General features: G+C 46.4%; 17 protein-coding genes and 2 pseudogenes. 13 read left to right on the top strand and 6 right to left on the bottom strand.

Going from position 1 to position 21,413, the window contains the following annotated elements; all coding sequences use genetic code 11:
• Window positions 1–121, top strand: a pseudogene (locus QTO06_RS23360) (IS5/IS1182 family transposase); the annotation flags it as partial.
• Between the two features lie 208 nt (window positions 122–329).
• On the opposite strand, the gene QTO06_RS23355 reads toward QTO06_RS23360, so the two are convergent.
• Window positions 330–1,316, bottom strand: a complete 987-nt coding sequence (locus tag QTO06_RS23355; RefSeq protein WP_009706545.1) for a LacI family DNA-binding transcriptional regulator — start codon at window positions 1,314–1,316, stop codon at window positions 330–332.
• Window positions 1,317–1,578: 262 nt separating this feature from the next.
• Here QTO06_RS23355 and QTO06_RS23350 point away from each other — a divergent pair, with 262 nt between their 5' ends.
• Window positions 1,579–3,018 carry a sucrose-specific PTS transporter subunit IIBC gene (locus tag QTO06_RS23350; RefSeq protein ID WP_331410044.1) on the top strand — a complete coding sequence of 480 codons (1,440 nt, stop codon included), beginning with the start codon at window positions 1,579–1,581 and terminating at the stop codon, window positions 3,016–3,018.
• A gap of 163 nt (window positions 3,019–3,181) precedes the next feature.
• Here QTO06_RS23350 and QTO06_RS23345 read toward each other — a convergent pair whose 3' ends face one another.
• Window positions 3,182–4,552 (bottom strand): L-serine ammonia-lyase, encoded by a 1,371-nt coding sequence (locus QTO06_RS23345; RefSeq protein WP_045484172.1) that lies wholly within the window; start codon window positions 4,550–4,552, stop codon window positions 3,182–3,184.
• 11 nt (window positions 4,553–4,563) lie between these two features.
• Window positions 4,564–6,105, bottom strand: a complete 1,542-nt coding sequence (locus tag QTO06_RS23340) for a sodium:solute symporter (protein ID WP_331410042.1) — start codon at window positions 6,103–6,105, stop codon at window positions 4,564–4,566.
• A gap of 338 nt (window positions 6,106–6,443) precedes the next feature.
• On the opposite strand from QTO06_RS23340, the gene QTO06_RS23335 reads away from it, so the two are divergent.
• From QTO06_RS23335 to QTO06_RS23310, 6 genes are all read left to right on the top strand, one after another.
• A complete protein-coding gene (locus tag QTO06_RS23335; RefSeq protein ID WP_033906648.1) occupies window positions 6,444–7,739 on the top strand; it encodes an MFS transporter in 1,296 nt (431 codons plus the stop codon).
• A gap of 101 nt (window positions 7,740–7,840) precedes the next feature.
• Window positions 7,841–8,857, top strand: a complete 1,017-nt coding sequence (locus tag QTO06_RS23330; RefSeq protein WP_331410040.1) for a nuclear transport factor 2 family protein — start codon at window positions 7,841–7,843, stop codon at window positions 8,855–8,857.
• Between the two features lie 177 nt (window positions 8,858–9,034).
• Window positions 9,035–10,120, top strand: a complete 1,086-nt coding sequence (locus QTO06_RS23325; protein ID WP_331410045.1) for a porin — start codon at window positions 9,035–9,037, stop codon at window positions 10,118–10,120.
• Window positions 10,121–10,377: 257 nt separating this feature from the next.
• Window positions 10,378–11,385 (top strand): LacI family DNA-binding transcriptional regulator, encoded by a 1,008-nt coding sequence (locus tag QTO06_RS23320; RefSeq protein WP_005429187.1) that lies wholly within the window; start codon window positions 10,378–10,380, stop codon window positions 11,383–11,385.
• 198 nt (window positions 11,386–11,583) lie between these two features.
• Entirely contained in the window at window positions 11,584–12,213 is a 630-nt protein-coding gene (locus QTO06_RS23315; RefSeq protein ID WP_331410039.1) for a recombinase family protein, read from the top strand.
• A complete protein-coding gene (locus QTO06_RS23310) occupies window positions 12,210–13,394 on the top strand; it encodes a multidrug effflux MFS transporter (protein WP_045416182.1) in 1,185 nt (394 codons plus the stop codon). Before QTO06_RS23315 ends, QTO06_RS23310 begins: the two co-directional genes overlap by 4 nt.
• Before the next feature lie 74 nt (window positions 13,395–13,468).
• On the opposite strand, the gene QTO06_RS23305 is transcribed toward QTO06_RS23310, so the two are convergent.
• Together QTO06_RS23305 and QTO06_RS23300 are read right to left on the bottom strand one after the other, a co-directional pair.
• Entirely contained in the window at window positions 13,469–15,499 is a 2,031-nt protein-coding gene (locus QTO06_RS23305; RefSeq protein ID WP_331410037.1) for a TonB-dependent receptor domain-containing protein, read from the bottom strand.
• A gap of 135 nt (window positions 15,500–15,634) precedes the next feature.
• Window positions 15,635–16,576 carry a LysR family transcriptional regulator gene (locus tag QTO06_RS23300; protein WP_005429183.1) on the bottom strand — a complete coding sequence of 314 codons (942 nt, stop codon included), beginning with the start codon at window positions 16,574–16,576 and terminating at the stop codon, window positions 15,635–15,637.
• A gap of 203 nt (window positions 16,577–16,779) precedes the next feature.
• Here QTO06_RS23300 and QTO06_RS23295 point away from each other — a divergent pair, with 203 nt between their 5' ends.
• The 5 genes from QTO06_RS23295 to QTO06_RS23275 all read left to right on the top strand — a co-directional run bounded on the left by QTO06_RS23295 (window position 16,780) and on the right by QTO06_RS23275 (window position 21,210).
• Complete coding sequence (locus QTO06_RS23295) at window positions 16,780–17,700, top strand: siderophore ABC transporter substrate-binding protein (protein WP_038898035.1); 921 nt, start codon at window positions 16,780–16,782, stop codon at window positions 17,698–17,700.
• A 91-nt stretch (window positions 17,701–17,791) separates the two neighbouring features.
• Window positions 17,792–18,748: an ABC transporter permease gene (locus QTO06_RS23290; RefSeq protein ID WP_032802805.1), complete on the top strand. Its 957-nt coding sequence runs from the start codon at window positions 17,792–17,794 to the stop codon at window positions 18,746–18,748.
• Entirely contained in the window at window positions 18,741–19,691 is a 951-nt protein-coding gene (locus QTO06_RS23285) for an iron chelate uptake ABC transporter family permease subunit (RefSeq protein WP_331410035.1), read from the top strand. Before QTO06_RS23290 ends, QTO06_RS23285 begins: the two co-directional genes overlap by 8 nt.
• Before the next feature lie 11 nt (window positions 19,692–19,702).
• On the top strand, window positions 19,703–20,464 hold the full coding sequence (locus QTO06_RS23280; RefSeq protein WP_050935377.1) for an iron ABC transporter ATP-binding protein: 762 nt from the start codon (window positions 19,703–19,705) through the stop codon (window positions 20,462–20,464).
• Between the two features lie 143 nt (window positions 20,465–20,607).
• The gene (locus QTO06_RS23275) at window positions 20,608–21,210 is read left to right on the top strand and encodes a TetR/AcrR family transcriptional regulator (protein ID WP_050919120.1); all 603 of its coding nucleotides are present in this window, start codon (window positions 20,608–20,610) and stop codon (window positions 21,208–21,210) included.
• Window positions 21,211–21,267: 57 nt separating this feature from the next.
• On the opposite strand, the pseudogene QTO06_RS23270 reads toward QTO06_RS23275, so the two are convergent.
• A pseudogene (locus QTO06_RS23270) lies at window positions 21,268–21,413 on the bottom strand (IS4 family transposase); the annotation flags it as partial.

Here is a 21,413-nt window from a genome sequence, read left to right as displayed (position 1 = left end):
GTATCGGGTAAAACAGTTGTTAGGTGGGAACAACGCTCAGGTTGGCGAGACTTACGCTATGATCAAAGCGTTGAACAAGATTACAGGGCTTGGTATGCCTGAAACTCAGTGTATTGTTTAAGTATCAATCAACATGGGGCAGCCATGTCTTCTCACTTAATTAAGCAACAAAGCCTAAATACGCCTTATTTCTTGCTGCGATAAGCCTAAAGGCTCTTCTGTCGCTCTTCGAAAGAAACCCAAAAATAAAGCCGATGCGTCTTCTCCACATCGGCTTTACGTTCAATTTCAACACAGTTTTCGGGAACGTTCTCTAAAAAATTCTCAACTTAGCAACTTTCACGCTCAATATTTTGGAAAGTAAGCACAACTTTACTCATCTCTTTCCCTCGACCTTCGATTCGTTCAATCAACATTTTCGCTGCGTTTTCGCCCGCTTTATCAAATGCATAGTTGAAAGTAGATAGGCTTGGAATGCTAATGCTTGCCAGTTCATCGTTACCCACACCGAGTACGCGAACTTGCTCTCCCACTTTTACGCCCATCTCACGAAGTGCTTTAACCGCGCCTACCGCAATACGGTCAGTCGCACAGAAAAGTCCGTCCAAATGAGGATACGCTTCCATCTGTTCTTTCGCTTGCTGATAGCCAGATTCAATCGAGAAATCACCGCGCGCGTGGAACAATAAAGCTTGCTGATGAAAGTCCAAAGATTGCTTTAACCCTTGCGAGCGCTGTACATCAACAGCGATATCTTCACCTTGCACACCAATAAAACCAATCTGCTTGCAACCCGCGGCGACTAAGCGATTACCAGCTTCAAAGCCAACTCGAACGTCATCGTGCACCACGCTTGGTACGTTATGCAGTGACCCATCTTGCCCTACCAATACGACAGGAACATTGGATTGTTGAATGGCCTTGTTCAGCGCGGCGTCAAAGTGCGTGGCGTAAAGGATAATGCCCTCTACACGCTTCTGGTTGAAGATCTGAATGTACTCGATTTCTTTTTCGTACACTTGGTGAGTATTCGCTAACAGGACGTGTTTGCCTGCTTGCTCAATGATCGCGGTTAAACCGTCCACACCCTGAGAAATCGCATGGGATGAAACACGAGGCACAATCACACCAATCAAATTGGTCTTTTGCGATTTTAGGTCTTTGGCGACTTGGTTGACGACATAGCCGCACTCTTCCACCGCTTTGCGTACCTTGATTTTCGTCGCTTCTTTTACCCCGTATTCATTATTGATAACACGGGATACTGTAGATTTGGATACGCCAGCCAAACGCGCCACATCGTGCAAACTCGCCATATTGTCCCTATTCCATCTTTGTCATTGTTGATTATTGGGATTGTTTGCAGAAATCTGCCACTTCCCATGAAGGATTAACGTGATTTTACCCTCGTTAAGTGGATCATTGTCACCCAATATAACGATCATTCTCACATAATTCGGCCTTATCTTTTGACCCGTTGCCATTAATCATCAAAAATCCATTTTGCAAACGTTCCCAAAAATAACCAAAGCAATATTTATTTCAATTAAAGACAAGTAATACCAATCGGGGTGTGCAATGAACTATCCAGTCATAGCAAAACAACTACTTGAGCATTTAGGCGGTAAAGAAAACATTCAAGCCCTTGCTCACTGCGCAACACGTTTACGTTTAGCGCTAAAAGACGAAGAAAAGGTCAACGAAGAAGCGATCGGCAACCTTGATGGCGTAAAAGGCCAATTCAAAGTTGCAGGTCAATACCAAATCATTTTCGGCTCTGGCATCGTAAACCAAGTTTACGCGGAGATGGCGAAACAAACTGGCTTGGCAGAGATGTCGACCAACGATGTTGCTTCTGCCGGAGCGGATAAACAGAACCTAATTCAACGTGCAGTAAAAGGATTGTCGGATATTTTCGTTCCGATCATTCCAGCGATCGTTGCAGGTGGTTTGTTGATGGGTCTGTTCAATGTCTTAACCGCGCAAGGCCTATTCATTGAGGGTAAATCGATCATTGATGCCTACCCTGGGCTGAGCGATTTAGCCAATATGATCAACACCTTCGCGAACGCACCATTTGTCTACCTTCCTGTTTTATTGGCGTTCTCAGCTTCGAAGAAGTTTGGCGGTAACCCATTTTTGGGCGCTGCGCTGGGTATGTTGATGGTTCACCCCGATCTACTTAACGGCTGGGGTTTTGGTAGCGCCTCTGTATCCGGCACGGTACCGACATGGAATATCATGGGTTTGGAAATCCAAAAAGTTGGCTACCAAGGTTCGGTGTTGCCTGTTCTGGTTTCTGCATTCATTCTGGCTAAAGTTGAACTTGGTTTACGTAAAGTCATTCCATCCGTATTGGATAACTTACTCACACCAATGCTGGCGATCTTCATTACGGGTTTCGTAACGTTTACTTTGGTTGGTCCGTTTACGCGTGACCTTGGCTTTATGCTGGGTGATGGTCTGAACTGGCTTTACGATTCAGCCGGTTTTGTGGGTGGCGCACTTTTTGGCTTTATCTACGCACCGTTCGTTATCACTGGTATGCATCACAGCTTTATCGCAATTGAAACCCAACTATTGGCTGATATCGCAACCACTGGCGGTACATTCATTTTCCCTATCGCGGCAATGTCGAACGTTGCACAAGGTGCCGCAGCACTGGCGGTTGGTTTTACAACGAAAGATACCAAGATGAAAGGCATCGCGGTGCCATCGGGTGTGACTGGTTTACTTGGAATCACGGAACCAGCCATGTTTGGTGTGAACTTGAAACTACGCTACCCATTTATCGCTGCGATCATCGGTTCAGCTGTCGCGAGTGCATTCATCACGCTATTTAATGTTAAAGCGCAAGCACTAGGAGCGGCGGGTCTGCCAGGCATTATTTCTATCGCACCAGATAAGATTGGTTACTACATTGTCGGCATGGTTATCGCGTTCGCAACTGCTTTTGTTCTGACCGTCGTATTGGGCATGCGTGATAAAGCAAAACAAACAAAGACCGCGACAGCATAAGAAGTTTTAATTCCTGCCCATTCAACACAGTCTCATCTTGCTTGTTCGATATCGGGGGCTCAGTAGTATCGAGCAGTAAGGTGGGGTTGTGGGGCATCATCCCCCTGCCACTCACTTTGAGTAGCAAGCCAGCCAGAAGGTTTCTGACTGGCTTTTTTTGTGCTTATTCGCAAGGCGGCGCTAGGTGAATCAAAGCCAATCCCCCCAGTGACGTCTCGCGGTATTTCTTGTTCATGTCTTTGCCCGTTTGATACATGGTTTCAATCACCTTATCCAATGAGATCAAACATTTACTATTACGCTTTAATGCCATGCGAGAAGCATTGATCGCTTTCATTGCGCCCATTGCATTACGCTCAATACACGGTACTTGCACTAAGCCACCGATTGGGTCACAAGTCATGCCTAATGAGTGCTCCATGGCAATCTCGGCCGCAATACAAATTTGCTCATTGCTGCCACCACGTAGCGCGGTCAAGCCAGCTGCCGCCATAGAAGAAGAAACACCGACTTCGCCCTGACACCCCACTTCAGCACCCGAAATAGACGCATTAGTTTTGTACAAAATGCCAATCGCACCGGATACAGCAAGGAAGTCTTTAAGCTGTTTGGTATCCAGCTCTTTGATGAAGCGATGGTAGTACATCAATACCGCCGGAATCACACCCGCCGCACCATTAGTTGGTGATGTTACCACTTGTCCACCAGCCGCGTTTTCTTCACTCACAGCAAAAGCAAACAGGTTAATCCAATCCATAATTTCCATTGGATCGTTTTCGATTGCTGCATTTGCTTCAAGCTTCTTCAACAAGTTTGGCGCACGGCGGGTCACGTTCAAACCGCCATCCAAAATACCTTCTGTTTCGAAACCGCGCTCCATGCAACGCGTCATCACACGCCAGATCTGTTCTGCACGTTGATTGATGGCTTCCATATCCTGAAACGCTTGTTCGTTTTTCAGAATCATGCCGCCAAGGCTCATGCCGTTCTTCTCTGCCTGTGCCAACATTTCGTCCGCACTGGAGAATGGAAACTCAACTTCTACGGGTGAAGTCGCGCTGCCATTTTGCAGTTCATCCGCCGTTGCGATGAACCCACCACCGATAGAGTAGTAAGTTTCAAACCCAACCTGATTGCCATGCGCATCTAACGCAGTAATCGTCATGCCATTCTCATGCAGAGGAAGGTTCTCTTCGTGGAACAACATGTCCGTTTTGTAGTTGAATTCGATTTCATGACGGCCATCGACAGACATCATGCCCTCTTCAATCGCCTTGCGCATCGCTTTGTTTGCAGAAGCGATTTTGATGGTATCTGGTTTGTTACCCAACAGACCCAAAATGGTTGCACGGTCAGTATGGTGACCAATCCCCGTTAACGAGAGTGAGCCGTATAAATCGACTTGAATACGAACCACTTTTGCCAAGTTCGATTCAATCAAACGAGTGAAGTGGTAACCCGCGATCATTGGACCATTAGTGTGAGAGCTAGAAGGGCCCACACCAATCTTGTAAATATCAAAGATGGACAGCATAAACTTACCTATTACGACAATGCAGCATAAAGCCAATCAGGGAGAACCATACAAGCGGCGATGGTCGCCACAGCGAACACCAATAGCCCGTAATGGCTCGCGGTTGGCTTTGCAAAAAGATGTTTTTGATTATTGATAAAGATTTGTTGTTCGACAGTCACAGCGCCCCAACGACGACTCACTAACACACCAAACAAAAGGAAGACAAACGTACCAATTGGCGCGAACCACGGCCAAGCCACGTCGAGATACATTGCAGTAAACACCGCAATCACACTCATGATACTGCCAACGATCACGCCTTTCTCATTGGCTTTTGCCCAGAATAAGCCAAGCAGGAATGACCCAAGACGGATACCAACAAAGATGGAAGTCAGGCTAGCGATGGTTTTGAGTACCGATTCATTCGATACCGCCAGAAGAGCTGGCACTACCACCATGGCCGCAGCGAGCAAACTCATCTTTCTTGCGACTTTTTCGTAGTGCTCATCATCGGCACTCTTGCGAACGAAACGCTTGTAGATATCGAACGTCGCGACGGTCGCCATTGAGTTGTAGGTCGAGTCTAAGGTCGACATTGCGGCCGCCGCCAATGCGGAAATGATCAAACCAACGACTATTGGGTTAGTGTGGTTGAAGACGAAATCCAAAATCACTTCGTTGCTGTTTTCAAATGATTGATCTTGATAGAAAACACTCAGCAGAACACCGAGTACCGCGAAGAACAAATACACGAAAAACGCACCGTAACCACACAAAAGCATCGACTTCTGCGCCGTCTTTTCACATCTTGTCGCTAACGTGCGTTGGATGATCAATTGGTTGGTGCCGTACACACTCAAATGCAAAAAGCTCACCGCAACCACGCCAGCCCAGAGTGTGGTATCCACGCCCAAATCAAAGTCTAAGTTGATGATATTCAGGTGATCACGAGAAAGGTAATCTGCCGCATTAATCTCTGTCATTAGAATGGCAAAGATAGCGATGCTGCCCGCAACCAATACTGCAGATTGCAACATATCGGTCCAGATAACCGTGGAAATCCCACCCGCATAGGTATAGCAAGCGGTGAAAATACTGATGTAGATAATGGCTTCAGAAATACTGATAGGCAGAACTTGCACTAAGATCAGCGCCACGGCATACAAAATCACACCCGCAGAGATACATTGAACCACAATAAACACAATCGAGTTGATGGTTCTTGCATACACCCCAAAGCGGTGCTCAAGGTATTCATAAATCGAAGTCAGGCCCAGCTTATAGAAGACAGGCACAAAGAAAATGACGGTGAAAAAGATAACGATGGGATAGTTAAGGTGAATACTCATCGCTTCCATGCCAGAGCTATAAACCCAACCAGGCATCCCTACAAACGTCATCGCACTAATGTAAGTCGCAAGTATCGAAACACCTGCCGTAAACCAGCCAAATTGCTTTCCACCCGTGGAAAAGTCGCCACCATTGCTGTAGCGCTTATTCACTAAATAGCTGATTAGTATGGTAATTGCTACATATAACGCAATCACCACAAAACTTGAGTACGTAACCATTTTAAGGTTTTCCTAATTCTGGGTAGCTAATTATTATGCCCAGATATTACTGTAAAAAGGCATTTTTAAACGACAATACCACTGTAAGTGTGATTATTATCACCAATATAGGCGAAAATGTATTCAAAATCGCCAAAAACGCCGATTAGTGAGATCCTTGTCACTAAAACCCACAAAATGGGTACGCATTCATTTTAAAATTGATTTTGATCACGGATCTAATAACCTTAAAAAAACTATGATTCACCCCGACACGAAATCGAAGATGATCCAAATAAGATCGTGTTCATTAAGTTTGAATAGCAACAAATCCTAAGTGAAATAGAGGTTTATCGGTCATGAATGCCAAAAGACACATGAGCGAAGTTCCTATGATTCAAAGGGTAGCTGCCTATCTAGCGATACTGGTTGGTTACTTTTTCTATTGTTATAACTTTGTAATTATTGACTACGTACGCCCATACATCGTTGAAGCGTATGATGGTATTAGCCTGTCAGACACTGCCCAGTTCTATACATGGCAGTCGGTTGGTGCACTTATCGGTGCATTGAGCTGTGCTTGGTTCGCAACAAAATTTGGTAAGAAATCCACTCTTATTACCATCACAGCCCTAAACGGTGGCGCAACGATCATCAATATGATGTTCACCGACTACACAACATGGGCAGCAATGCGTTTCATCATTGGTTTGTCACTGGGTGGTTACTTCACCGTGGCAGTAAGCCTAATGATCGGCCTATTTACGCCAACGGTACGTGGTAAGTTGACGGCATTCGCGTCTTCTATGTTCTCTGTAGCACTGATGGTAATGGGGGCGTATGCAGCGTTTATTGCAAGCATCGATGCACCATGGGAAAGCCTAATGCTTGTTGGTGGTATCCCACCATTGGCAGCCGCTGTGGTCATGATCTTTGTACTACCTAGCGACAGCAAAGTGATCGCTTACGGTGAAGAAGAGCAAGCAAAAGCAGAAGAATCAGATGCACCAGCGAAAAAAGGCTCTTGGGGCGAAATGCTAAGCAAGCCTTACCGTAAGATCACTCTAACGTGTCTATTACTGGCTGGCCTTAACTTCTACGGTTTCCAATTCTTTGGTGGCTTCGTAACCACTTACCTACGTGATGTACGTATGTTCGACGGTGCAACCATCGGTCTCATCTTCTCTATCTCTGCATTTGGTTCACTGTTTGGTGCGTGGTTCTGGGGTTGGGTAGCTGACAAATTCGGTCGTAAGGTGAACGCATTTGGCTTCATCCTAGCGGGCATCATGGTTTCAATCTTCTTTGTTGCACCTGGCGACATGGTGATTGGCGGCCTAAACATGCTGGCTCTACTTGGTCTGATTTACAACTTCGGTCTGTCTTCTTCAGCGGTATGGGGTGGTTACTTCTCAGAACTGTTCCCAGCACACCTCCGTAGCTACGGCGCGGCGCTATTCCACGGCGGTCGTATCCTCGGTATGTGGGCACCAATGGTACTTATCTTCATCCAAGAACGTACCGATCTACAAACCGCAATGTGGGGTTCACCAATCGTATGGATCCTTGCTGGTCTTCTATGGCTATCACTGCCAGAGACACTAAAAGGCGGCGTGTTCAATAAGAGCAAAAAAGCCGAAGCAGCAAAAGCGTAACTGAATTTCAAAAACTCCGGCTGGCTCCCCGGCCGGATGAAAAAACTTAATTTCGAGTCCTGTTCCCAAAGCCGACTCGACAGCAAATAAGAGAGTTTATTATGTCTAAATATCAAGAAGCGAAACGCGTTGTACGTGAATACTTCAGCGCAATGGAAAACGCAACTCACGAGAACGTGGCAGAAGTACTAAAAGCACACACTTCAGAAGATTACCTATGGCGTGGTGTTTACCCATTCCGTGAGCAACAAGGCGCTCAAGCAGCAGCTGACGTTTTCTGGGCTCCTTTGATGAAATCAATGACTCGCATGCAGCGTCGTCAAGACATCTTCATCGGTGGGGAGAACGAAGTAACATCAGGTGAAATCTGGGTAATGAGCATGGGTCACTTCATGGGTCTATTCGACGCTGAATACCTAGGCATGCGCCCAACTGGCAAAATCATGAACATCCGTTACGCAGAATTTAACTGTGTTGAAAACGGTAAGATCACTAAGACTGGCCTATTCCTAGACCTTCTAGGCGCGATGGACCAAGCGGATTGTTACCCACTACCACCATCAACAGGTAAGCACTTTGTATACCCTGGTCCTCGTAACCACGACGGTCTATTGTTCGAAGACGCAGCACCAGAAGAAGGCGTAGCAACACTAGCACTAGTGAACAAGATGGTTGATGACCTATCTGCACTAAACGACAGCGGCGCAATGGGTTGCCCACCAGAAGTTCTTGAGAAGAGCTGGTCTAAAGACATGATCTGGTACGGTCCATGTGGTATCGGTGCGTCTTACACAATTCCTCGTTACCAACAGCAGCACCAATTGCCGTTCCGTAACAACCTAAAAGACAAGAAGTTTAACGGCCACGTATGTCGTTTCGCAGAAGGTAACTTCTCTTGTTTCTTCGGCTGGCCAAACCTATCTAACACGCCAATCGGTGGTTTCCTAGGTATGACAGGTGGTGAAGTACGTGCAGACATGCAAGTGGTTGACGTTTACTACCGTGACGGCGACAAGCTATCTGAGAACTGGGTACTGATCGACCTTCCTTACTGGCTAAAACAGCAAGGTCTAGACGTGTTCGAGCGTACTCAACAGATCCTAAACCCTTCTCTGTAAGAAGTCCTAGGGGCGGATTGTCAACCCGCCTTTATGTTGCCTGAATCCCCTCTCGGTTCAGGCGACATGCTCCCAACTCGTGCCTCAAGGATGGGGCACAACCTCAAGATAGAACCCTTATTCAAAACGGGCATGAACGCACGGTGGCTTTCTGCGCCCTGAATAATGAGATTGATGATGAAAAAGTCGACCCTTTCTGCAGTGATTTTAGCAGCGCTTACTTCTAGCTCAGCCTTTGCTGCACACACTTTTGTTAATGACGCTGGCGACAGCCTAACCATCGATGGCCGTTTCGATCTTCGCTACCAAGACCGTGGCGGTGATGACAACGGCGAATGGAACAGCGGCAGCTCACGTTTCGGTTTGAAAGGCCAAATGGGTCTGGATAACGGCTGGACTGGTTTCGGTCACGCGGAATGGGGCTACAACTCTGGCGCGAACGGCGACAACATTTACGACCGCTTGCTATACGCAGGTGTTGATCACGAAAAATACGGCAAGATTGCTGCGGGTACTAAGCAGTGGTCTACCTTCTACGACGTAGCATGGTACACCGATTTAGGTCGTGTATTCGGTACTCGTGGCTCAGGTGTTTACAACCTAGCTGACTGGGGTATCGCATCCGGTGCTGGTCGTGCAGAAAACTCAATCACGTACCGTAATTCAATCAATGAAAAAGTGAGCTACGGCTTTACTTACCAAACCACGCGTGAAGATGTTGCTCTAGCAAGCAATGCGACAGCCTCATTGAAAAACGGCATGGGTGCGTCGATCACTTACAAACCGGTTGATGGCGTAACACTTGGTGCGGCTTACCATCAAAATGAAGTTGCGGATCTAGACGCAAGCGTAGTTGGCGTAGAAAACGGCGACAACATGCGCATCATGCTATTGGGCGCAAACTACAGCAACGGTGGCTTCTACGCGGGTGCGACTTTCCACGTTGGCGAAAACTGGGAAGCAGTGAGTCAGGGCGGTACGGACGTGATGTTCGATACCCTAGGTGGCGAAATCTACACTTACTACTACTTCGACAACGGCCTACGCCCAACGTTGAACTACAACTACATGGAAGATCGTGGTGACGAGACACAAGGCTACGAGCGTAACTTGCTGATCCCTGGTCTTGAATACCACTTCCAGAAGAACAAATTCCTAGTTTGGACTGAATACCAGTTCGACCTAGGTAAAGATCAGTACGATGGCAGCAAATTCGAAAACCGTGATGATCAATTCGCGGCAGGTATTCGCTACTACTTCTGATAACCACGAGATAAGTTATTCCGGTTACGTAACTTATTCGATTTAGTGGAAATGGGAAATAAGAGTAAGCCTTACCTTTTTTGGGTAAGGCTTTTTTCGTATGCAAAACATGAAATGTGACTTGGGTACTACCCAAATTGCGCCACCAAAGACAATCTAACCCTTTATTTACTTAAATCTTGCTTATTTCTCTTTATGACTACGTACCTATTTGTGTTAACCTAGTCACAGTTAAACTGACTTATGAATCCACTCACATGAATCCTGCAAAACAAACCGTAACATCGAAGGACGTTGCCAAACTGGCTGGCGTTTCTCAATCTACTGTATCGCGTGTGTTTGTTCCGGGCAGCTCAGTATCTGAAAAGACCAAGCAAAAGGTCTTCGAAGCCGCGAAAGCCCTAAACTACCGTCCAAACGCTTTTGCACGTAGCTTGACCACCAACGAATCTAAGTTGATCGGTTTGGTATTCCCTGATGCGGACTACCCTATCCACATGAAAACACTTCAATTGATTTCAAGTGAATTGCAGAAGCAAGGCTACTCAGCGGTGTTGATTCCATGGCAAGTCGATGATGAAGACAACCACTCAATCCCGAACATCTTCCAATACCGTGTAGATGGTGTCATTGCCGCTTCCGCTACCTTCAACAAATCACTGTATGAAGAGTGTGAAGAGTTCAATATCCCTATCGTTCAGTATGCACGCGTCGTAGAAGGCACTAAGAGCAGTTACGTTATCAGTGACAACTACGAAGCTGGCCAACAAGCGGCACAACTGCTGCACGAAAGTGGGGTAAAAAACGCGGTTTACCTGACGGGTGAAGTACCAACCTTTACCAACGACGAGCGTCAAAGTGGCTTCAGCTCTGAGTTCGAAGACTTAACGGGTAAAACACCACGCATCATTGAAGCGAGCTACGACTACGCAAGTTCGCTGGATAAAGTCCGTGCTATGCTGGCCGATAAGAATCGTCCAGAAGCCGTGTTCTGTGCAACCGACAACCTTGCAATGGCGGTAATGGACATTGCACGTATTGAGTGTGGTATTCGTATCCCACAAGATCTGAAAGTCATCGGCTTCGACAACATCCCACAAACGGAATGGTTGAGCTACCAACTGACTACTTTCCGCCAAGACTTCCGTCGTCTAGCGCGTGAGTGTGTGAAAATTATCGTTGATCAAATCAACAATAAAAACAGCAGCTTGGTGAAGATGATGGTACCAGTCAAATTGATAGAGCGCAGCACAACCAAAGCCTAATCCCAGAGAAGCCAACCCAAGCGGTTGGCTTTTTTAATTTCCTCATTTCTTCTGTCTCTTATCCCTTACTTCTACTTCTACTTCTACTTCTAAGATTTCGAACCAACGGCTCATTTGGTGTTGTAAGAATTAATGAACCAATGTATATTTATGAACCATTACAGTATATGAGCCATTCATAAGAGGCACTTTACGACCATGAATACCTTTATCTATACGCGCCGCTCACCCAAAAACCAAGCTTATCCCGAGCAACTTGAAGCCCTGAAATCCAGTGCTCCAGAGGCGGCAATCCTTGAAGACAAAGTACGCGGCTGCACACCACCAGCCGAGCGACAAGCCTTTCAACAACTCTTAAACGCCACTCAACCCGGTGACACGGTGGTGCTTTGGTGGCTAACCGCCTTTGGCCGCGATTTCAGCCAAGCATTGAGCACAATTCAGACACTGCTTGATAAAGGCGTCACCCTCAAAACCGTTTGTGAGCCACTAACATTTGAGCCAGGTTCAGTTCAAACCCAAACATTACTCTCTCTGCTTTCTGGTTATGGGCAAGTACAAACTCAACACCGTCTATTTGCCGCAGCACAAGGCCGTAAAGCACTTAAAGACAACCCTGAGATGTGGAAACAGAAGTTCCGAGGTCGTCCGGCGGACAAAGCAAAACATCAGCACATTGCGACCTTGCTTCTGGAAGGCAATACGCTACAAAGCGTCGCAGAACAATGCGAAGTCAGCTTATCGACGGTCAAACGTGTGAAAGCCAAACTGAATGAATTTGACGAGGAAGGAAGCCTGCGCCGCCGTGGCGATGGTGAAAAATCATGAGTCGACCGATTGAATTTAAAACCATCTTGCTGGCGTGTCTTATCATCAGTGTTGGTCAGCTCAGTATGGGCTTGGTGTTCCCATCTCTTCCTTGGATCGCGAAAGATTTCGATATTTCCCTCGACCAAGCTCAGCTGTTAGTCAGTGTTTACTTACTTGGTTTTGGCCCGTCTCAGTTTATCTATGGCCCGGTATCTGATGCGTTAGGTCGCAAAAAGGTGCTGTTAGCTGGCTTGTTGATTGCTATGCTCGGCCTATTGATGATCATCTTCCTAAGCCACACTTTCACTGGCATGGTAGCAGGTCGTTTTCTGCAAGGTTTAGGTACAGGTTGTTGCGCGGTGTTAGCCCGAGCGTCTACTCGTGATCGCTTTAATGGTCCTGAGCTCCCTGTCGCTTTGTCCTATATTGCGATGGCGGCCTCTATCACACCGTTAGTTGCTCCTGTTATTGGTGGTTTCATTAACGCCCACTTCGGCTGGACTATGGTGTTTATCTCGCTGTTGGGTTACGTATTGTTGGCTTGGACTGTGATCGTATTTCGCTTCCAAGAAACCATCACACAAACCTCTGCGTTGCCATCACCAAAGAAAATGCTGCTGCAATATCGTGATCTGCTGACATCTCGTTACTTTATGAGCTTTGCTAGTATTGGTTGGCTTAACTTCAGCTTGATGATCACCACCGTTTCGGTAATGCCTTTTATCATGCAAAACCAAATTGGTATGACATCCGATCAATACGCGATGTGGGCACTGATTCCGGCGTTCGGCATGATCTGCGGAACCAGTATCTGTAACCGTGTGCGCCCAATCATCGGCACGAAGAAGATGCTATTGGTCACACCAATCCTGCATGTAAGTTCCGCAGCGTGGCTGTTCTTCTGCCCTGTTGAGCCGTTGTATTTAATGCTAGGCCAGCTGTTGATGATTTTAGGCAATGCTATCGCTCTACCTTGTGCTCAAGCCATGGTAATGCAACCCTATAAGAAACAAGCAGGGGCAGCTGCAGCGATGTCGGGCGGCGGCCAAATGGTGGTGTCATCCATTGTGAGTATGGCATTGGTGCAGCTCGGATTAAGCCAAGCGTGGCATCTGTCATTAGTAATCGTGGTCTTCGCGCTCATTACACTGACCAATGTTTTGCGAGGCTTTGCCACTGAGCAACCTTCAGAGCAATAATCAGCAAGATAAACAAAAAGGCGTTACAGAGATTACTGCAACGCCTTATCTTCAAATTAATATCCTACCAAAGCTTAGAAATCCGCCGTCATACCAACATAGTAAGTACGCGGTGCTTCAACATAACCGATGTTTTCTAGCTCTCTTGATACGCTTTCATCGGTTAGGTTGGTGATACCCGCACGAATACGTAGTGCGTCATTCACATGGTAAACCGTACCTAAATCCATCGTGGTGTAAGCGTCTTGCGTTAGCTGAGAATCAATCTTACGGTCGCCACGGTAGCGTGCGCTCGCAAACAGGTTCAAATCTTGAGTTGGGTACCAGTTTAGGCGAGCAAATGCAGAGTGCTTGTAACGCTCGTTCAGCTCTTCACCTGTCGACTTATCTTCGGTGTCTAAGTAAGTGTAGTTACCTGACATCGCCCATTGCTCATTGAACTGAATGCTACCGGTTAGCTCCACACCTTGGATAACGGCTTTCGATACGTTTTGGTAAGACTTGTACGGGTTAGACAGTTCACGATCGATAGGGTCGCCATTGTCATCAATACAGCTCATTACTGCGCTCGACCACGTACCGACTTCACAGAAGATGTCTGTCTGTTCGATTAGGTTTTCGATTTCGTTACGGAATACCGCACCTTCTAGGTTCCAGTTACGACCGCTGTACAATGCCGAGAACTCATAGTTAACGCTGGTTTCTGCTTCCAGATCTTCGTTACCTACGATGTTACAGTTGCCCTTACAGCTGTTCATCGAGAAGTCTGGATGGTTTTGCGTCATGGTTGGTGCTTTAAACGCTTTACCCACACCACCTTTCAATACCAAATCATCCGTTGTTTGATGTACTAGGTACACACGCGGACTGAACTCTTCACCGTAGTGTTCGTGCTTATCCAAACGACCACCAACCGTTGCCGTCAACGTATCGGTCATTTCCCATTGGTCTTGAACGAATACGGCACCTTGGTATGCATCTGCTTTGTTGCCCTTAATATGCTCAGGGTTCGTAAGTTGGCTAGTTTGGTAATCCACACCAAAGGTTACTGTGTGGCTTTCACCTAGATAAGTCGTTGCTGACGCCTCAAAGATTTGTGTCAGCTCTTCAATTGAATCAGCACCATCGTTTGCCGCTTCAATGTTCTCTACGTTTTCACGTGAGTAACGAACTTGCGTATCACCCCAAGACCAAAACCCAGTGTGCGATAACGCTTGGCTGTTACGTTTAACGCGAGATTCAGAGTAAAGCACAGTCGTTGCACTTTCAGCCGCCGTATCACGTTCATCATCGCTGTAACCAAGATCTAAATCGATGAATTGGTTATCAGCCAAATGCCAAGAAAGTGTACCGAACATCGCTAAACTGTCACGACCTTCAAGAGCAGTAATTTCTGAACGGTCGTAATCTTGACCTTTCACGCTCTTAATTCCTGTGTACGGCTGCCATGCATTGCGGCTAGTTTGAGAAACCGAAAAACGAGCAAATAGTGTGTCGTCAATCAGAGCGCCAGATGTAGTCAAACCTACGGTGTATTCTTGACCGCCATTGCCATCATTCGGCGATGTGTTATCTAGGCTAAGCTGTGAGCTCCAATCGTTGTCTGGCGACTTGGTGATAATGTTAATCGTACCGCCCATGCCGTCTAAACCATAAAGCGCCGACATAGGACCACGGATGATCTCTACTCGCTCAATTGAATCCATTGGGATCGCAGAAAGATCAAAGTCGTTACCACGTACAATCGCACTTGCTGAACTCATGCGACGACCATTTACCATGATCAATGTGTACTTAGAATCCATACCACGGATAGAAATTTGCTGACGACCGGCACGTGTGCTGTCGAAGTCTGACTCCACGCTGGTTGCATTAGACACGATGTCTGCCAGCGTGATGCCCGGATCGTTTTCGATATCTTCAGCAGTGATCACCGACATAGAAGCTGGTGCGTCTTTCAGCTCCATCTGGGTACGAGTTGCTGTTACAACAAGCTGCTCATCAGCTTCGATTGGCGTTGTATCAGCAAAGACAGAAAAAGAAGTACATAGCGCACCGATCACCACTGCTAATGGTTTTGGCGCAAACGGAGTCGTCTTCGACATGGTAAAAACCTATAAACTTTAATGGAACTTATAATGATAATGGTTCGCATTAAATAGCCTTTATTTAACGAAGACAAGCAACCGAGCATTTGCCGAAGTTATTACGATTATGTCAAATGTGAATAATGAATTCCTTTACCATTCACTCTCAGTTGAGCCATATATTTCTTTAAATAATGACTTAACCCAATTACACATCGGGTCGTTATGATAGCGCTTATGCCAGTACAAATAGACCGATTCACTGTCCATTCGAATCGCTTTCGGTACGGTTTTAGTAATCAATTTTCTGCCCTGACAAGCGTCTTCCGCAAAGGGCGTTGGCAAGTGAAAAATCACATCTGTTTGTTCTGCGATCGCTGGTGCAGCATTGAAGTTTGAAAGCTGGACAGGAATCGATAATTGACGCTTTTTATCCACCACACCAAGCTCGACAAAACGATGATAAATCGACAGCGTTTTGCCTCCTTGAAGTGAGATTTGACCGAAATTGCAATCGAGCAGCATCTCTACCGTCAGCTCTTCAACATGCGCAAGCGGATGGGTTTCGCTCATCAGGAATCGGTAGTCGCGATTGGCAATTTTCATGCGGTACAAATTCTGCTCAGAGCTAGGCGGCTCGGCGGTTGAGAGCACAAAATGTACATCCCCTGCAATCAGTGCATCGAAATGGCGCTTCGGGATGGAGTCGATATCGACAATCATGTTCGGCGCTTCTTCACGGATACGCGAAACAATCGGTGGCAGTAAGAAAATTACCTGTGGAACCAAGCCGTAAAAACGGATCGTCCCGTTACTCTTTTCAGGTACAAATGACTGACCGTACATCAGCTTTTCTAGCCCGGTTAGAACGGTGTTCAAATCTTGCTTGATCACTTCGGCTTTTGGGGTCAATTCGTAGCCGTGTGCAGTACGTACTAACAGCTCATCGTTGAACAAGTTTCTGAGTTTTTGTAAAGAGCGGCTCACCGATGGTTGGCTCATATTGAGCGATACCGCTGTGTTGGAAACATGCTTCTCTTCAAGTAGGTGTTTGAGAATAAACAATAAGTTCAAGTCGACTTGAGCTAAATTCATTTTTTGAATACTCACTATTCCGCTAATTCTGTTGCTGCATATAGACTATCTGCTAATGTGTCTGCAATCAATAATCATTCTTATTTGATTTTAATCAAATTAGTTATACCGCTTTACAACTAATCTCGCGCTTTATTTTTTAAAGCACTATTTGTTTTTTAAGGCACTAATGCGAGATTGCATCGCACCTTTTGGAAATCATTATGTTGGGTAAAACTTCTCTTCGCGTAGCAACGGGAGCTTTGCTGCTTGCATTGGCTCCTATCGGGGCAATGGCTAAAACCTACCAACACAGCTTGGGCACAGTAGACATTGATGGCGTTCCACAACGCGTCGTTGTTCTAGGCTACGGCAGTTTAGACTACATCGATGCTTTGGGTGTAACACCTGTCGGCATGCCAAAAACACTGTTGCCAAAATCACTAGAAAAATTCCAAATCGACTCGTTTGTGAATACGGGTAGCGTAAAAGAAGTGAACTTCGAGACGCTGTTTATGCTCAAGCCAGACCTGATCATCGCAGAAGGTCGCATGGCAGATATCTATAAAGATCTGAGCGACATCGCACCAACTTACATGTTCCGTATCGACACCACCGACTACTGGAAAACAACCCAAGAACACTGGCGCACGCTGGGTGACATCTTCGACAAAGAAGAACAAGCTGAGCAGTTAATCGAAGACGTTCAAGAGCAAATCGACCATCTTCACGCAAAAGTAGAAGAACAACCACGACGCGCACTGACGGTCTCAAACAGTGGTAACAGCTTGGCAATGTTTGGCACCAACAGCCGTTTCTCATTCGTGTATGAAGAAGCAGGCTTCGCGACTTCGACTTCTGAAAACGTGAAATCTGTACCACGCACTCACGGCAACCTGATTTCATTCGAATACATCGCTGATGCCCAACCTGAAGTACTGCTTATCCTTGACCGCGAACAAGCCATCGGTCAGAGCAGTGGTAAAGCAAAACAGTTGTTCGACAACGATCTCGTGAAGTCGACACCAGCGGCGAAAAACAACCGCGTGCTGTTTATGGACCCAGCAGCTTGGTACTTAACCGCAGGTGGCTACCAATCGACGCAAACCATGATTAAAGAGCTGAACCAAGTCATTGCTAACTAATAGATTAGGTTCCTGCTCACTCTAATCGATGACCTTTCCTACTTCACGGTGCGAAAGGTCATTGTTGTTTTTATCACCCTATAAATACACCATGAAATTACATCATATCTTGGCTTTTTTATTGCTCGTCGTACTCGCCTGCGCCTCTTTGCTGGTTGGGGTGGCGAACGTTTCACTCTCGCAGATTTTGGCTGGTGACAGCCACAGTTTGAACATCTTGCTGGTTAGTCGCTTACCCCGCTTGCTTGCCATCGTCTTAGCCGGAGCAGGCTTGAGTATCGCTGGTTTGATCATGCAGCAGATCGTGCAAAACCGCTTTGCCGCCCCATCTACTACGGGTACCGTCGATTGGGCGATGTTCGGCTACATCGTCGCCCTGATTCTGTTTGCAGACATGAGCAGTTGGGTACACCTGATCACCATCTTCGCGTTTTCTGTGATTGGTACGGTGATCTTCGTGCGCTTCTTACAACGTTTGAAGTTTAAGAACACCGTACTCGTCCCGCTGATCGGCATCATGTATGGCAACGTGGTGTCGTCCATGACCACCTTTATTGCTTACAAATACGACCTAGTACAGACCCTCGGTTCTTGGACGGTGGCTAACTTCGCATCGGTATTGCGCGGTAACTACGAGTTCTTGTATCTCGCTCTGCCGGTCTCGATTCTGGCTTACGCTTACGCTAACCGCTTTAGCGCGGCAAGTGTGGGTGAAAGCTTTGCAAAAAACATTGGTTTGAACTATCAACGCATCGTTCTGGTTGGTGTGATACTTGTGGCTGTACTGTCGTCATCGGTGGTAATGATCGTCGGGATGATTCCGTTTCTTGGGCTTATAGTGCCAAACCTTGTGTCGCTGTTCATTGGTGACAACATGCGTCGTAACTTGCCTTGGACCGCATACGCAGGTGTGATTTTGGTGCTTACTTGCGACATTCTAGGTCGACTCATTATCTTCCCTTACGAGATTCCAATTTCGATGATCATCAGCATCTTGGGTGGCTCAATCTTCATTTACCTAGTTCTGAGAGACAAATCGAATGCGTGATTCTATGAAAGTAACGCTGCTGGCAATCGCGGCGGTTTTGATTTGTGCGGTGTTCATCGGCAAGGGCTTAACGCCAGATAACTACCAGTTCTTCTTGTCACGCCGCATCCCGAAAGTACTGGCGATTGTCTTGGCAGCAATGGCGATTGCGTCTTCGTCATTGATTTTCCAGACCATCACCAACAACCGAATCCTCACCCCTTCGATTCTGGGTTTCGATTCCATGTACGTGATGACTCAAGTGCTGCTTGTTGTGATGTTTGGGGGCTTGAGTGCTTTGGTCATCAACAGCAAACTCAACTTCGTGTTGTCGACTGGCATCATGATTGTGTGTGCGATGACCTTGTTCAGCTTCTACTTTCGTGGTCGTCAGCGCAATATCTTCACCCTTTTGTTGATTGGTATCGTGTTGAGTAGCTTGTTCAACAGTGTCACTGGTTTCTTCACCATGATCACCGCCCCAGATGAGTTCACCTTCATCCAAAGTTCCATGTTCGCGAGCTTCAACAATATCAACAGTGAATTGGTGTACTGGTGTGTAGTTCCGATGCTGCTGTGTGGCGCGTACCTAATGCGTATTGCCCACAAATTAGACGTAATGTGGCTTGGTGTCGATAACGCGAAAAGCCTCGGTGTGGATACCCACAAACTGACCATGCAAGTCATGTTCATCATCACTTTGATGGTGTCTATCTCGACCGCATTGATTGGTCCAATCTTGTTCTTTGGTCTGATTGTCGTGGCTCTGACTCGCCAAATCTTCACTGGCTATCAGCATCGCTTATTGATTGTCGCAAGCTCAGTACTGTCAGTTGTACTGCTGTCTGGCGGTCAATGGGTGGTTGAAAACCTGTTCGATTTCGACACCACCATCAGCGTTATCATCAACTTTATCGGCGGCGGCTACTTCTTGCTTCTGCTTATGAAAAACAAATTCGATTAAGGGTTTATCACATGATCCGTATTCAAGGTCTTAGCAAAAAATACAACGAAAAATACGTGGTAAAAAACGCCGATGCCCTTTTTCCACTTGGTAAAGTCACCAGCATTATTGGTCCTAACGGTGCAGGTAAAAGTACCCTGCTATCTATGGCGAGCCGACTAACAGAAAGCGATGCTGGTAGCGTCGTGATTGGTGATAAGCCGCTTGACCAATGGAACACGGAAGACTTGGCAAAGCGCCTATCAGTGCTGCGCCAGTCAAACAACATCAACATGCGCTTTACGGTGCGTGACTTGGTGGCGTTTGGTCGCTTCCCGTACTCGCAAGGTCGTCTGACAGAAGAAGATCACCGCATCATTGATGAATCAATGCAGCATCTGGAAATCGACCATTTGAAAGATCGCTTTATCGACCAACTGTCTGGCGGTCAGCGTCAAATGGCGTTTATTGCTATGGTGGTGGCGCAAGATACCGACTACATCTTCTTGGATGAGCCGCTAAATAACCTCGACATCAAGCACTCCGTTGACATCATGAGTACGCTACGCAAGCTTGCGGAAATGAAGAAAAAAGCCGTAGTGATCGTGATTCACGACATCAACTTTGCGTCTTGTTATTCCGACCACATCGTGGCGATGAAACTTGGTGAAGTCATCAAAGCGGGCTTGGTTGAAGAAGTGATTGATGCCGAAGTGCTGAGCGATATTTACGAGATTCCATTTATCGTGCAAGAGATTAACGGCAACCGTATTTCGTTGTACTACCGACGTTAACGTAACCAATCTGATTCCAAAGGCGGCCTCGTGTCGCCTTTTTTAATTTTGGTCAATGAAGAAGCGTTAAACACGGAAAAGCGGTGTGTCTCGACGGCAATAATGATACTGTACTGAACAGTTTTATTTAGGTTGATTTAGTTATGCGCGCATCTACTGAAAAGAAAAGAACTCGAATCATCGAAGTAGCGACCGAACTGTTTATTGAACAGGGTTACAAGGACACGTCACTCGATCAAATCGTTTCAATTTGTGGTGGTTCAAAACAGACCCTTTATCGTTACTTTTCCAACAAAGAAGGGTTGTTTGTTGAAGTGCTTGCACATAACACCAAGAGCAGCCTAGAGTCCGTTTTCCAACTTGCAGATAAACAGAATGAACCACTAAGAGATACCTTAGAAGACTTCGCCAAAAAGTATCTACGTGGCATTTGCTCTAACCCAATCTTATCGCTTTATCGCATCGTGTCTGCTGATTTTAATAAACATGACTCGGTTCCAAATCAGTTTTGGCAAACCGGACCGCAGCGTATTCACCAATACTTAATTGAGTTTTTAAAAACCGACACCATTAGCCAGCAGCTTCACATCGACGATGCCGATCTAGCCTGTGGTCAGCTACTCGCGCTGATCAAAATGGATTACCAGAATATGGCACTGATGGGCTTTGATTTCTTAAGCGACGCAGAATTGGATTCGCATACACAAAAAGCCGTGGCGGCATTCCTCACGTTGTACCAGCGATAAGAATCTCAAACCTAAAAACACAAAGGGAGCACATTGGCCTGTCTCTTGATCACAAGTCTAGTGATCAAAAGACATTGCGAGTTCGTAGCCTTCAAGGATGGTTTGCAGTTTAAACCATCCTTCCCAAAGCACCTTTATTGAAGCTCTACCCGTCCTCTTGGTATCTTTCCAACCGCCTAATTTAGCGAGATTTTTGTACGCCC

The sequence above is a fragment of the Vibrio sp. M260121 genome (genome assembly GCF_036533715.1).
Lineage (GTDB): Bacteria > Pseudomonadota > Gammaproteobacteria > Enterobacterales > Vibrionaceae > Vibrio.
Note: the sequence above shows the minus strand (reverse complement) of the source record. Positions and strands in the feature narration are given on the sequence as shown.